This is a genomic window from Pseudomonas sp. R45(2017) (genome assembly GCF_002112305.1).
In the GTDB taxonomy this organism is placed as follows: Bacteria; Pseudomonadota; Gammaproteobacteria; order Pseudomonadales; family Pseudomonadaceae; genus Aquipseudomonas; species Aquipseudomonas paraglycinae.
In genome coordinates this window covers 108,440-121,623 of sequence record NZ_NEHH01000001.1, presented here as the reverse complement: position 1 = coordinate 121,623, position 13,184 = coordinate 108,440, and the positions used below count along the sequence as shown (strand labels likewise).

17 protein-coding genes are annotated in these 13,184 nt (G+C 59.3%); 9 read left to right on the top strand and 8 right to left on the bottom strand.

From position 1 onward, the window contains the following. Positions 1–125: 125 nt before the first annotated feature. Positions 126–1,097, top strand: coding sequence for a L,D-transpeptidase family protein (locus CAF74_RS00575; protein WP_085744978.1), 972 nt, complete (start codon positions 126–128; stop codon positions 1,095–1,097). A 123-nt stretch (positions 1,098–1,220) separates the two neighbouring features. On the opposite strand, the gene oprI is transcribed toward CAF74_RS00575, so the two are convergent. Further along, on the bottom strand, positions 1,221–1,472 hold the full coding sequence (oprI, locus tag CAF74_RS00570; RefSeq protein ID WP_003183784.1) for an outer membrane lipoprotei OprI: 252 nt from the start codon (positions 1,470–1,472) through the stop codon (positions 1,221–1,223). A gap of 639 nt (positions 1,473–2,111) precedes the next feature. On the opposite strand from oprI, the gene CAF74_RS00565 reads away from it, so the two are divergent. After that, positions 2,112–2,393 carry a GNAT family N-acetyltransferase gene (locus tag CAF74_RS00565; RefSeq protein ID WP_007955658.1) on the top strand — a complete coding sequence of 94 codons (282 nt, stop codon included), beginning with the start codon at positions 2,112–2,114 and terminating at the stop codon, positions 2,391–2,393. A gap of 68 nt (positions 2,394–2,461) precedes the next feature. On the opposite strand, the gene CAF74_RS00560 is transcribed toward CAF74_RS00565, so the two are convergent. Together CAF74_RS00560 and CAF74_RS00555 are read right to left on the bottom strand one after the other, a co-directional pair. Then, a complete protein-coding gene (locus CAF74_RS00560) occupies positions 2,462–3,538 on the bottom strand; it encodes a 3-deoxy-7-phosphoheptulonate synthase (RefSeq protein ID WP_011335309.1) in 1,077 nt (358 codons plus the stop codon). A 145-nt stretch (positions 3,539–3,683) separates the two neighbouring features. Continuing rightward, positions 3,684–4,112, bottom strand: coding sequence for a PilZ domain-containing protein (locus CAF74_RS00555; protein ID WP_007955677.1), 429 nt, complete (start codon positions 4,110–4,112; stop codon positions 3,684–3,686). Here CAF74_RS00555 and CAF74_RS00550 point away from each other — a divergent pair. The 5 genes from CAF74_RS00550 to cysB all read left to right on the top strand — a co-directional run bounded on the left by CAF74_RS00550 (position 4,111) and on the right by cysB (position 8,069). Beyond that, complete coding sequence (locus tag CAF74_RS00550) at positions 4,111–4,497, top strand: co-chaperone YbbN (RefSeq protein WP_085744977.1); 387 nt, start codon at positions 4,111–4,113, stop codon at positions 4,495–4,497. The two genes, CAF74_RS00555 and CAF74_RS00550, sit on opposite strands and share 2 nt — an antisense overlap. Further along, a complete protein-coding gene (locus CAF74_RS00545; protein ID WP_176240460.1) occupies positions 4,494–5,450 on the top strand; it encodes a putative 2-dehydropantoate 2-reductase in 957 nt (318 codons plus the stop codon). Before CAF74_RS00550 ends, CAF74_RS00545 begins: the two co-directional genes overlap by 4 nt. Positions 5,451–5,473: 23 nt before the next feature. Beyond that, complete coding sequence (locus tag CAF74_RS00540; RefSeq protein WP_085744975.1) at positions 5,474–6,379, top strand: 5'-nucleotidase; 906 nt, start codon at positions 5,474–5,476, stop codon at positions 6,377–6,379. Positions 6,380–6,477: 98 nt separating this feature from the next. Then, positions 6,478–6,981, top strand: coding sequence for a universal stress protein (locus CAF74_RS00535; RefSeq protein ID WP_007955683.1), 504 nt, complete (start codon positions 6,478–6,480; stop codon positions 6,979–6,981). A 113-nt stretch (positions 6,982–7,094) separates the two neighbouring features. Next, a complete protein-coding gene (gene cysB, locus CAF74_RS00530; protein WP_007955684.1) occupies positions 7,095–8,069 on the top strand; it encodes an HTH-type transcriptional regulator CysB in 975 nt (324 codons plus the stop codon). 8 nt (positions 8,070–8,077) lie between these two features. Here cysB and CAF74_RS00525 read toward each other — a convergent pair whose 3' ends face one another. Beyond that, entirely contained in the window at positions 8,078–8,560 is a 483-nt protein-coding gene (locus CAF74_RS00525) for a GreA/GreB family elongation factor (protein ID WP_085744974.1), read from the bottom strand. Between the two features lie 2 nt (positions 8,561–8,562). Next, entirely contained in the window at positions 8,563–8,970 is a 408-nt protein-coding gene (locus CAF74_RS00520) for a hypothetical protein (protein WP_039770468.1), read from the bottom strand. Positions 8,971–9,094: 124 nt separating this feature from the next. Between CAF74_RS00520 and earP the strand changes: the two genes are divergently transcribed. Both earP and CAF74_RS00510 read left to right on the top strand, forming a co-directional pair. Beyond that, a complete protein-coding gene (gene earP, locus CAF74_RS00515; protein WP_085744973.1) occupies positions 9,095–10,237 on the top strand; it encodes an elongation factor P maturation arginine rhamnosyltransferase EarP in 1,143 nt (380 codons plus the stop codon). A gap of 48 nt (positions 10,238–10,285) precedes the next feature. Further along, positions 10,286–10,855, top strand: a complete 570-nt coding sequence (locus CAF74_RS00510) for an elongation factor P (protein WP_007955690.1) — start codon at positions 10,286–10,288, stop codon at positions 10,853–10,855. Positions 10,856–10,920: 65 nt separating this feature from the next. On the opposite strand, the gene CAF74_RS00505 is transcribed toward CAF74_RS00510, so the two are convergent. The 3 genes from CAF74_RS00505 to CAF74_RS00495 form a co-directional block, all read right to left on the bottom strand. After that, positions 10,921–11,934: an alpha/beta hydrolase gene (locus CAF74_RS00505; protein ID WP_085647565.1), complete on the bottom strand. Its 1,014-nt coding sequence runs from the start codon at positions 11,932–11,934 to the stop codon at positions 10,921–10,923. Positions 11,935–11,967: 33 nt separating this feature from the next. Further along, positions 11,968–12,387 (bottom strand): organic hydroperoxide resistance protein, encoded by a 420-nt coding sequence (locus CAF74_RS00500; protein WP_034155242.1) that lies wholly within the window; start codon positions 12,385–12,387, stop codon positions 11,968–11,970. 273 nt (positions 12,388–12,660) lie between these two features. After that, positions 12,661–13,125: a MarR family winged helix-turn-helix transcriptional regulator gene (locus CAF74_RS00495; protein ID WP_085744972.1), complete on the bottom strand. Its 465-nt coding sequence runs from the start codon at positions 13,123–13,125 to the stop codon at positions 12,661–12,663. Between the last annotated feature and the right edge of the window lie 59 nt (positions 13,126–13,184).

The window sequence follows — 13,184 nt, the reverse complement described above, 5'->3', positions numbered from 1 at the left end:
CGGGCGGGCGGCAGCTTCAATCATGAAGAGTTTGCCAGCCCATCGGCGCATCTCCCCGAATTCTCTGGACGCGGTGTACAATCGCGTTCTTATTACCCTTGTCGATCTTGCGAAGGATTCTCCGGATGTTGCCGCGTTTTCCTGCCGTCACCCGCTGCCTGTCTCTTGCCGCCCTGTGTGTGGCCGGTCCCGTTGCCGCACTGGAGTTTCCCCTGCCACCACCCGGTGAAGACATCATCGGCCAGGTGCAGGTGATCAAGGCCAAGTACGAAGACACCTTTGCCGATCTGGGCACCACCTACGATCTGGGCTATTCGGAAATGGTCGCGGCCAACCCGGGTGTCGATGCCTGGTTGCCGGGCGCCGGCACCGAAGTGGTATTGCCGACCCGTTTCATCCTGCCGCCAGGTCCGCGTGAAGGCATCGTGATCAACCTGGCTGAATATCGCCTCTACTACTACCCGAAAGGCCGGAACGTGGTGTACACCTTCCCGCTGGGTATCGGCCGTGAAGGCTGGGGCTCGCCAATCGCTCACACCACGATTACCGCCAAGACGCCGAATCCGACCTGGACGCCGCCTGCCTCGATCAAGGCCGAGCACGCTGCCGACGGTGATCCGCTGCCGAACGTGGTGCCGGCCGGTCCTGACAACCCGCTGGGGCCGTTCAAGTTCACCCTGGGCACGCCGGGCTACCTGATCCACGGTTCGAACAAGAAGTTCGGCATCGGCATGCGCACCAGCCACGGCTGCTTCCGCATGTTCAACAACAACGTGCTGGAAATGGCCGGCATGGTGCCGGTGGGGACTTCGGTGCGGATTCTCAACGACGCGTACAAGTTCGGTCGCAGTGGCGGCAAGATCTACCTGGAAGCGCACACGCCGATCGACGACAAGGGCAACCCGTCGGTGGTCGACAAGCACACCGCCGTGATCAACGCGATGCTCAAGCGTGAAGACATCACCAACAACCTGCGCATGGACTGGGATGTGGTGCGTGATGTGGTGGCGGCTGAAGATGGCCTGCCAACCGAAATCGGCACGCCGAATACTTCGGCACCGATGGTCTCCAGCGCACCGATCGACCTGCAGCAATAAGCTGAAAGACAAAACCCGCCGAGGCTTGCGCAGCGGCGGGTTTTTTATTGCCCGCAGAAAACTGCAGGCACAAAAAAGCCGACCCAAAAAATGGGTCGGCTTGATAACAATCCCGAAGGACTATTACTTGCGGCTAGCTTTTTCCAGCATGCGCAGAGCACGCTCGTTAGCTTCGTCAGCAGTCTGTTGTGCTTTTTGAGCAGCAGCCAGAGCTTCATCAGCTTTACGGTAAGCTTCGTCTGCACGAGCCTGGGAGCGAGCAGCTGCGTCTTCAGTAGCGGTCAGACGTGCTTCGGTTTCTTTCGATGCGCTGCTGCAACCGGTAGCCAGAACTGCGGCCAGAGCCAGAGCAGAGAATTTCAGAACGTTGTTCATCGTGTTCCCCTTCAAGGACTTTCAATTAAGTGGCTGTCTCCTCCGATTGAGGAAATAGCCGGCGTACATACTACCCATTACTTGTAGTAAGTAAACTGACGTGAGGCAAGAAGCAAAAAAAATTGTAGGCGTTGATTCTTTTTCGAGCAACTTTTAACTGGGCTGTATAAAAAATATCCAGCTGTAAGGCGCGAGATGAGCGAGTTATTGAGAAAAAGTTCCCGTTGTCGTGCGCTGTTTTGCAGGTAACGGCTAAAGTGCGTCTATATGGATTCGTCCACACTTTTGTTGCGAATTTGCGCAGCGCCTCGCATATCTTTGTCCATGTTGAGGTGACTTTAAAACGGGGGGCTCGTCTTAAGTCTCAACATCCGGCGATGTTCAGCCTTTTGGCTCGGGAAGATTGTCTCCCGAACCCGCCCTGAGTCCACCGGAACTGCCCCCCGTCAATCTGCGTGATGACGAGCGTACCTTGAGCATTTTCGCCAATGGTGCCTACTATTTGATACGTGCTCGGGTTGCGCGAGATCGGTGCAGTTCTTCTCGGTGTCCATCAGGCACGGGGTGGCGTAGATGTTCCTTCGCCGGGAAAACATCGGTAAGGTAGGGGTCAGAATTCGAGACCCGCGAGGAGTAGTGATGAGCGAGGCGTTGTCCATCCACCATGACCAGGCTGGTCATCAGTTCGAGACCAATGTGGACGGTCATCGTGCCTACCTGACCTATATGGATCTGGGGAAACAGACCCTGGATATCTACCGCACCTTCGTGCCCAACGCGTTGCGTGGCCGAGGCATCGCGGCAGCCCTGACCGAACGGGCGTTGCAGTACGCCGATGAAATGGGCTACACGGTCATTCCATCGTGCTCCTACGTGGAGCGCTACATGGAGCGTCACCAGCGGCGCACCGCCAAGATCTGACTGACCTCACCGCACACACAAAAACGCCGGGCAATGCCCGGCGTTTTTTTATGCCTGCGAAACGGCTGTCAGCCGCGCTGACGTTTCGGCAGGACATCCTTGAGTTTGGCGTGCATGCTGCGCAAGGTGTTTTCGGTAGCGGACCAGTCGATGCAGGCATCGGTGATCGACACGCCGTATTGCAGGTCGGCGAGGTCTTTCGGGATCGCCTGGCAGCCCCAGTTCAGGTGACTCTCGACCATCAGGCCGATGATCGACTGGTTGCCTTCGAGAATCTGGTTGGCGACGTTCTCCATCACCAGCGGTTGCAGGGCCGGATCCTTGTTGGAGTTGGCGTGGCTGCAATCGACCATGATGTTCGGCTTGATCTTGGCCTTGTTCAGCGCCTGCTCGCACAGGGCGACGCTGACCGAATCGTAGTTCGGCTTGCCGTTGCCACCGCGCAGCACCACGTGACCGTAGGCGTTGCCCTTGGTGGTGACGATCGACACGCCACCTTCCTGGTTGATGCCCAGGAAACGGTGCGGGCTGGAAACCGACTGCAAGGCGTTGATCGCCACGGTCAGGCCGCCGTCGGTGCCGTTCTTGAAACCGACCGCCGAGGACAGGCCGGAAGCCATTTCTCGGTGGGTCTGGGATTCGGTGGTGCGTGCGCCGATGGCCGACCAGCTGATCAGGTCCTGCAGATACTGCGGGGAGATCGGGTCGAGGGCTTCGGTCGCGGTCGGCAGGCCTTTCTCGGCCAGGTCCAGCAGCAACTGGCGACCGATGTGCAGACCGTCCTGGATCTTGAACGAGTCATCCAGGTACGGGTCGTTGATCAGGCCTTTCCAGCCGACGGTGGTCCGTGGCTTTTCGAAATACACGCGCATGACCAGATACAGGGTGTCCGAGACTTCTGCCGCCAGCACCTTCAGGCGATCGGCATATTCGTGGGCAGCCTTGATGTCGTGGATCGAGCAGGGGCCGATCACCACGAACAGACGATGGTCGGTGCCATCGAGAATGTTGCGGATGACCTCGCGACCCTTGGTGACGGTGCGCAGGGCAGCGTCGCTCAGAGGGATATCACGCTTGAGCTGATCGGGAGTGATCAGGGTCTCGTTGGAAGCGACGTTCAGGTCGTTGATCGGTAAATCAGCCATCGGTTACTCGTCAGGTCACGGGTGCCGGCCGCCAGCGATCCCCGCGCGGCGGAGCACAGCGGATTTAAGCGCGTCGGGGAGCCGAACCTTATCGCGTTAGACGCCTGCTAGACAATGGGCAAGTAACTGTTCAGTCCAGCTATGGTTACGCGAAAGCCTTGCGAACGCTGTCGTGGGAGAACTCTTCGGCGTGTTGTTCGACCCATTGCAGGGCTCGCGCCTGGATATCCTGCAGGTCATCGTGGGCATCGTTGATTCGGCAATAGCGCTCGATCTGACACACCTGCTCACCCATTCGCGCGCTGAACAGCGTCTGCTCATCAGTGAATGCAATGCCGACCAGATAACCTTTTTTGCGACGCAGGCACCAGGCCACATAGCCCGGATAGGCGAAATCGGCATTGATGGTCGGCATGCGCACCTGCAAGGCGGTGCCATGGCGCCAGGCACGGTGGTAATTGCAAGCGATGCCGCCGAGGCTGATAGTGTGCAGCCGTTGACGCGAAATACACTCCGGTGTGAGCAAGGTCAGTTCAACGGGCACATCATCCGGATGAGGAATAAACCGTCCCATGAGCACAGACTCCCTGTGTCGGCCATTTGACATTGTTTCCCCCAGTATAGTGGTCGAATCGCAGCTGACCGATTTTGACGCCGACCAACGGCTGCTGGCGATGAACGGCGTTTCGCTGGTGATTTTCACCAGCGTTGGCTGCGCCAGTTGCCGCTATGCCCGCGAAGTGTTGCCGGGGCTCGATCTTGCCGTCGATCGCGTGTGCTGGATCGATGCCGGCGACAACGGCGGACTGGTCGAGCGTTATCAGGTCTTTCATTTGCCGGCGCTGTTTGTGGTGCGCGACGGCGAGTTCTTTGGGGCAGTGCACACGCGCCTGAATGTCGATGAGCTGAACGCAGCCGTGGCGCAGGCGCTGGGTCGAATTGCAGAGGAGTTGCCGTGATGGGAGCAGTGAACAAACCGGTGGTGGGGATTATCGGCACCGGCGCCATCGGAGGGTTTTACGGGGTGATGCTGGCCCGGGCCGGGTTCGATGTGCACTTTCTGTTGCGCAGTGAATTTTCCGCAGTCGCCGAGGGCGGCTTGCAGGTGGACAGCGCCGTGCATGGCGCCTTGACGCTGAACCCGGTGCAGGCCTATTCGTCGGCAGAAGACATGCCGCCCTGCGACTGGCTGCTGGTCGGCGCCAAGACCACCAGCAATGCCGGGCTGGCACCGTCGATCATTCAGGCGGCGAAACCCGACGCGAAAGTGCTGGTGCTGCAAAACGGCCTCGACGTCGAAGACAGCTTGCGTGCGTTGTTGCCCGACTCCCTGCATTTGCTGGGCGGTTTGTGCCTGATCTGCGTCCACCGCGAAGGGGCGGGGCAGATCACCCATCAGGCGCTGGGGGCGGTGAACGTCGGTTACCACAGCGGTCCGGCACCGGATGATGCGGCGCGCATGGCAATCGTCGAAGAGGGCGCCGGCCTGTTCCGCGCCGCCGGTCTCGATTCCCAGGCGATGCCGAACCTGCATCAGGCGCGCTGGCAGAAACTGGTTTGGAACATTCCCTACAACGGGCTTTCGGTGTTGCTCGGTGCCGGCACCACGCCGTTGATGGCCGACACTGACAGCCGCGCACTGATTCAGGCGCTGATGGCTGAAGTGGTGCAGGGCGCCAAGGCCTGCGGTCACGACATGCCGCCCGGTTACGCCGAATACCTGTTCATGATGACCGAGAAAATGCCCGACTATTGGCCGAGCATGTACCACGACTTTTTGCACAAGCGACCGCTGGAGCTCGAGGCGATCTACGCTCGTCCTTTGGCGGCGGCAAAAGCGGCAGGCTGCGAGTTGCCGCGAATCGAATCGTTGTATCGCACATTGAGCTTTATCGACCGGCGTAACGTTTAAACCGGTCGCACTGGGGGAAAGGCATGGCCAAGAACATCGATGACAAACTGGTGCTGGCGATCTCGTCCCGTGCCCTGTTCGACCTGAGCGAAAGCCACAAGGTGTATGAGTCGAGTGGCGTCGAAGCCTACCGGCAATATCAGATCGATCACGAAGACGAAATTCTCGCGCCGGGCGATGCCTTTCCGCTGGTGGAAAAACTGCTCAACCTCAACAGTCGCCTCGGCCGCGCCCGGGTCGAGGTGATTCTGGTGTCGCGCAACAGTGCTGATACCGGCCTGCGCGTCTTCAACTCCATTGGTCATTACGGCCTGGCGATTTCCCGCGCGGCGTTCGTCGGCGGGCGCAGTCCTTATCCGTATCTGAAGGCCTTTGGTTGCGATCTGTTTCTCTCCACCCATGCCGAAGATGTGCGCGCTGCGCTGGATGCCGGTTTCGCGGCGGCGACCATTCTGTCCGGCGGCGCCAGTCGTGCGGCCAGCGATGAGTTGCGCATCGCCTTCGACGGTGACGCCGTGCTGTTTTCCGACGAATCGGAGCGCGTCTATCAATCCGGTGGCCTCGAAACCTTCCAGGCCAAGGAGCGTGAATCCGCTCGCGAACCGTTGCGCGGCGGGCCATTCAAGGGCTTTCTCGCGGCGCTCAATCTGTTGCAGCGCGAGTTCTCCGATGAGGAGTGCCCGATCCGCACCGCGCTGGTCACTGCGCGTTCGGCGCCGGCCCATGAGCGGGTGATCCGCACACTGCGCGAGTGGGACATTCGTCTGGACGAGTCGCTGTTTCTCGGTGGCCTGACCAAATCGGCGTTCCTCGAAGCCTTCGCCGCCGACGTGTTTTTCGACGATCAGGCCGGCCACTGCGAGCTGGCCCGGGAAGTCGTGGCGACCGGTCACGTGCCCCACGGCATCAGCAACGAACCGGCGGTCTAAAGCCCACGTGGTTCAAGACGTTGCGTCGCACGCCGTAGTCGTCAAGGCACTGCTAAGCTGAATCAAATCTCCGCCATGTTGGCACGCGAGGAGGTCATATGATTCGTTCGATGCTGTATGCCACTGACCTCGGTCTGTACGCACCGTTAGTGATGCAGCATGCCCTGGCAATGGCGCGAACGTTCAATGCCGATCTGTACGTGGTGCACGCGGTGGAACCCATGGGGCTGTTTGCCGAATCGGTGTTGCAGAGCTATCTCGACGAACAGGCGTTGAACGAATTTCACAGTCAGGGTCTGAAAACCGTCATCGCCAATATCGAGCAGCGGGTGCTCGACAGTTTTCGTGAAGAACTGGGGGACGAGGGCGAGCAGGACTTGCAGCGGATACGCGCGGTGCGGGTGCTGCAGGGCGATCCGTCACAGGTGATTCTCGATCAGGTACAGAAACTCTCCGTCGATTTGCTGATCGTAGGAAGTCACAGCCACGGGGTCGGGGCGGAAACACCTTTGGGGCGAACGGCGGCCCGGCTGCTGCAATTGTCCAAGGTGCCGGTTTATCTGGTGCCGCTGGTGGAGCGTCGGCGTCGGGAGGATCGCTGAGGCAGGAATAATGGCACTTTGATAAAAAAGTTCTAGATTTATTCTTCAAACCATTAATATAGTTATATACCGTCGCTGATGCCCGTGGCGTCTACCTGCTTTGAGGGATTCATATGAAGCTTCAACAATTGCGCTACATCTGGGAAGTGGCGCACCACGACCTCAACGTTTCCGCTACAGCCCAAAGCCTCTACACCTCGCAACCGGGCATCAGTAAACAGATCCGCCTGCTGGAAGACGAACTGGGCGTCGAAGTGTTCGCCCGCAGCGGCAAGCACCTGACCCGCGTCACCCCAGCCGGCGAGCGCATCATCACCACCGCCGGCGAGATTCTGCGCAAGGTCGAAAGCATCAAACAGATCGCCCAGGAATTCTCCAACGAGAAGAAAGGCACCCTGTCGATCGCCACTACCCACACCCAGGCGCGTTATGCCCTGCCGCCGGTGATCAGCAACTTCATCAAGCAATACCCGGACGTGGCGCTGCACATGCACCAGGGATCGCCGATGCAGATCGCCGAGATGGCCGCTGACGGCACCGTCGATTTCGCCATTGCCACCGAAGCACTGGAGTTGTTCGGCGATCTGGTGATGATGCCGTGCTACCGCTGGAATCGTTGCGTGGTCGTGCCTCAGGGCCACCCGCTGACCAAGTTGCCGAAGCTGACCCTCGAAGCGCTGGCCGAATACCCGATCGTGACTTACGTGTTCGGTTTCACCGGCCGTTCGAAACTCGACGAAGCCTTCAGCCATCGCGGCCTGACGCCGAAAGTGGTGTTCACCGCGGCCGACGCCGACGTGATCAAAACCTACGTGCGCCTGGGCCTGGGCGTTGGCATCGTGGCGAAAATGGCGGTCGACACCAAACTGGATAACGATCTGGTGGTGCTCGATGCCAGCGAACTGTTCGAGTCCAGCGTGACCAAGATCGGTTTCCGTCGCGGTACTTTCCTGCGCGGCTTCATGTGCGACTTCATCGAGAAGTTCGCGCCGCACCTTACCCGCGAAGTCATGGCCAAGGCCATTCAGTGCCACAACAAGCAGGAACTGGAAGAACTGTTCGAAGGCGTCGAACTGCCGGTTCACTAAGCCCCTGTCTACAGCACCTCGGTGACAGCAAACTGTTGCCGGGTGCCTGCCACCAGAATCTCTACCTCGTCACCCTCGAATTTGCCCAGCAGGCTTTTGCCCAGCGGCGAGCGCGGGGTGATGACGGTAATCGGCTGACCCACCACGTCGACCTTCAAACCTGCCGCATCCGGCGCCAGAAACAGCCATTGTTCACGACCCTTTTCGTCTTCCAGACCGAGCAGGGCGCCGATTTCAATCCCCCGCTGATCGTCATACGCGCGCAGCGTCAGGTTCTGGCACAGCGCCAGTGACTGACGAATTTCCTCGACCCGTTTCGCCTGGCCCGCCGCCAGGTACGACGCCTCAAGACCCAGGGTGTCGTACTTGTTTTCGGCGATGTTCTCTTCGTGGGTCGCGGTTTCGTAGGCGGTTTGCGCCGCGCGCTCGGCGATGTCGAGATCGACGCGCAGCTTGTCGAGAATCAGTTGGTGAACAATCTGTTTATTCATGATCAATCGCAGAATTGCAGGACATTGGCGCGGCTTTTTTCGCTCGGGGCCGTCTGATCCTGTTGCAGCCAGAACTGGCATTTGGGGTTCGACAGATTACGTGTGCTGCCACGGGCCTGATCCAGGCGTGCCTGTTGTTCGTTTTTGCGCAGGTTTTCTTCGTACTGTTCGAACAGGCGGTTTTGTGGCTCAGGTTCTGGCTGCGGCTGGGCGGCTACCGGAGGCTTGCTCAGTTGTTGCACCGCTTCCGCCACTGGCTGCAACTGACGGCTGAAGAGTAGTGAGGCGAGCCAGCAAGTCAGTGCAATGGCCAGGAAACCCAGCCACAGACCCAGGGCAATGCTGCCGGTCAATTGCAGCGCGCTAAGCTGAACAGGCAAGGGGCGACGCGGGTTGGGACGATAGGGCATGGCTGCCTCCTGGCGGATGAATGCGGGCGAGTGGCGATTGTCGCACGAAGATTAATTGCCGTCGGCTCTTCTGCATGGAGACATTTATGCGGACAATCGGCGCTTTTGCCAACGGGAGCCTTGAATGCCGCAACCGAAAACCCGCTGGGACATTTTTTGTACGGTCGTCGACAACTACGGCGACATCGGCGTGACCTGGCGTCTGGCCCGGCAACTGGTCAGCGAGCAGGCAATGACGGTGCGGCTGTGGGTCGATGACCTGCGCGCCTTCGAGCGCATCTGCCCCGAAATCGACATCGGCCTCGATCAGCAATGGCAGCAGGGCGTCGAAGTCCGGCACTGGCCGACCGAATGGCAGGAAGCGGAGGCGGCCGAGGTGGTGATCGCCGCGTTTGCCTGCCAGTTGCCGAGCGTCTACATGGACGCCATGGCCGCTCGGGAAAAACCGCCGTTGTGGATGAACCTCGACTATCTCAGCGCCGAAGACTGGGTGGTCGGTTGCCACGGACTGCCGTCGGTGAAATACAAGTCGGTGCAGAAGTACTTTTTCTTTCCGGGATTCCAGCCGGGCACCGGCGGCCTGTTGCGTGAAAGCGGTTTGCTGGAGCGGCGTCAGCAGTTTCAGCAGGACCCCGAGGCGCAGCGACAATTCCTGCAAGGTCTGGGGATCATTCCTGCGCCCGGTGCGCAACTGATTTCGCTGTTTGCCTACGAGAATGCGGGACTCGCCAGTTGGCTGGATGTGCTCGCCGCTGACTCGATGCCCACTCATCTGCTGGTGCCGGAAGGACGGATTCTCGGCGATGTCGCCAGTTGGCTCGGGGTCGAGTCGCTGGCGGTCGGGGCGAAGCATGTTCGTCAAGCGCTGACCGTGCAGGTGCTGCCGTTCGTCCGGCAGGATCAATACGATCAATTGCTCTGGTGCTGCGATTTCAACGCGGTGCGCGGCGAGGACTCGTTTGTCCGGGCGCAATGGGCGGGGCGGCCGATGTTGTGGCACATCTATCAGCAGGACGAAGACATCCATCTCGACAAGCTCGACGCCTTCCTTGCGCTCTACACAAAAGGTCTTTCGCCCGTTGCCGCCGAGGCGATGAACGGTCTCTGGCGTGCCTGGAGTGCCGGGCAGCCTATCGGCGACCACTGGCTTGAGGCCCGCAAACACTGGCCCGAACTGCAGGAAAATGCCCGCGCGTGGTGTCTGGAACAGGCCTTGCAGGCGGATCTTGCGACGGCGCTGGTACAGTTTTACCGAAATTGGATATGATACGCGGCCTAGATTTTTGTAAATCCCATCCAAATTCGGATATTCGCAATGAAAACTGGTAAAGAACTCAAACCCGGTACCGTGATCCGTATCGACAACGATCCTTGGCTGGTTCAGAAAGCTGAATTCACCAAATCGGGCCGTAACAGCGCGATCATGAAGACCAAGCTGAAGAACCTGCTGACCGGTTACAAGACCGAAACCGTTTACGGTGCGGACGACAAACTGGACGACGTGATCCTGGATCGCAAAGAAGCGACCCTGTCCTTCATCAGCGGTGACTCCTACACGTTCATGGACACCACCGACTACACCATGTACGAGCTGAACGCCGAAGACATCGAAAGCGTTCTGCCATTCGTGGAAGAAGGCATGACCGACGTTTGCGAAGCCGTATTCTTCGAAGGCCGTCTGGTTTCCGTAGAGCTGCCGACCACCATCGTGCGTCAGGTTGACTACACCGAAGGTTCCGCTCGCGGCGACACTTCCGGCAAGGTGATGAAGCCTGCCAAACTGAAGAACGGTACCGAGCTGTCGGTTGCTGACTTCATCGAAATCGGCGACATGATCGAGATCGATACCCGCGAAGGCGGTTCCTACAAAGGCCGTGCCAAATAAGCACTGCTTTTTGCGGAAAGAAAAAGCCCGACCATTGAGTCGGGCTTTTTTGTGCCTGATGAAAATTACTTCTTCAGGTGCTGTTTCAGCTCCTCCGAGGCCTGCAGCATCGCCGAACGCACCGCCGGCACCTGGCTGACCACGTTGAGCAAACCGTAGTCGTGGATCATGCCGTTGTAGCGCACGGAGGTCACCGGCACGCCGGCTTCGTCGAGTTTGCGGGCGTAGGCTTCACCTTCGTCACGCAGCACGTCGGCTCCGGCGGTCTGCACCAGCGCTGGCGGCAGACCCTTCAATTGCGCGGTGGTGGCCCGCAGCGGCGAGGCGTAGATCTCGTTCCGCTGGTTGGCGTCGGTGGTGTAGTTGTCCCAGAACCACTTCATCATGTTGCGAGTGAGGAAGTGCCCCTCGGCGTACTGGTTATACGAACCGGTGTCGAAATTGGCATCGGTCACCGGCCACAGCAGCACTTGGAATTTGATTGCCGGAGTGCCTTTGTCTTTGGCCATCAGGGCGACGACTGCCGCCATGTTGCCGCCAACGCTGTTGCCCGCCACCGCCAGACGCTTGCCGTCGACGTTGATCTCTTTACCGTGTTCGGCCACCCATTTGGTCGCGGCGTAAGCCTGGTTGATCGCCACCGGGTAATGCGCTTCCGGCGAAGGGGTGTAGTTGACGAACACCGCCGCCGCACCCGAGCCGACCACCAGATCCCGCACCAGACGTTCGTGGGTCGGGAAATCCCCCAGTACCCAGCCGCCGCCGTGGAAGAACATGAACACCGGCAGCTCGCCCTTGACCCCGGCCGGCCGGACGATGGTCAGGCTCAACGGTTGGCCATCGACCTGGATGGTCTTCTCGCTGACGTCCGCTTTGGGCAGCGTCAGTTTGACCCCGGACTGCGCGCCCGTCAGCACGGCGCGGGCATCCTTGGGCGTCATCTGTTCCATCGGTTTGCCGGTGCCGGCATTCAGCACATCGAGAAACGCCTGGGTGTTGTGTTCAACCTCCCCGGCAAATGCGCTGTGGATGGACAGGGCGAGAAGGGTACCGGTCAAGACTTTGCTGAAAGTGTTCATGTTCATTTCCTGTACGGGCCTGAGTGTCAGTGATTACACGGTGACGTGCAGACGCACATCAACGTTGCCGCGAGTGGCGTTGGAGTACGGGCAGACCTGGTGGGCAGCGTCGACCAGGCTTTGTGCGTCTGCCTGTTCCAGGCCTGGCAGACTGATGTGCAGGTCGATGTCCAGACCGAAACCGCCAGGAATCTGGCCGATGCCGACGTGAGCGGTGATCGAGGCGTCGTCCGGAATTTTGCGTTTGGTCTGGCTGGCGACGAATTTCAGGGCACCGATGAAGCAGGCCGAGTAGCCGGCGGCGAACAGTTGCTCAGGGTTGGTAGCTGCGCCGCCGGCACCGCCGAGTTCTTTCGGGGTGGCGAGTTTGACGTCGAGGATGTTGTCGCTGGAGATCGCACGACCGTCACGGCCGCCAGTGGAGGTTGCGATTGCGGTGTAGAGAGTTTGCATAGTGTGAGCCTCATTGAGTGTGGTTCGTTGCGCTAATTGTTTGCGCGCTAACTAGGTGCGAAGTAAATGTACTTCGCTAATATTTAGCGCGCAAGATAAATTTTTTGAAGAACGCGCGAATGGTCACTTGGATCGGGTAGGGTCGTGATCCCAAGCTTTTGATATAGAAGGTTTTTTTAGTGTGAAACGAGAGGAAAAAAATTTTCGGGGATCAGCGGGGAAGGTGCGATTAGCCTGCAGGCGCAAGGCTGCGCCCACAGGAAAGGGGGAGTTTTAAGCGAGACTGTCCTGCAAATGACCACGCAAGGCCTGCAACTCGGCTTGCAGATTTTGCAGACGTTCCAGGGTGAAGCCGCTGGCCCCCAGAATGCACTGCGGAACGGTTCGGGCCTTGTCTTTCAAGGCGTGTCCCTGGGCAGTCAGTTCAACGATCACCACGCGCTCATCTTCCCGGCTGCGGGTTCGGCTGAGCAAGCCTTCACCTTCCAGACGTTTGAGCAGCGGGGTCAGCGAACCCGGATCGGTCAGCAGGCGCGTGCTGATTTCTCCGACGGTTAAACCATCCTTCTCCCACAGCACCATCATCGCCAGGTATTGCGGATACGTCAGGCCAAGCGCTTGCAGCAGCGGCTTGTAGACCTTGGTCATCATCAGCGAAGTGGAATGCAGGGCGAAGCAGGCCTGATTGTCGAGCAGCAGCTCTTCGCAGTGATCGGAGGTGTCGCGGTCGGTGGTCATGTCAGTGCCTTGAACGGTGATGCAGTTGAATCTAGCGCTCGAATCTTTAATGCGCCAGA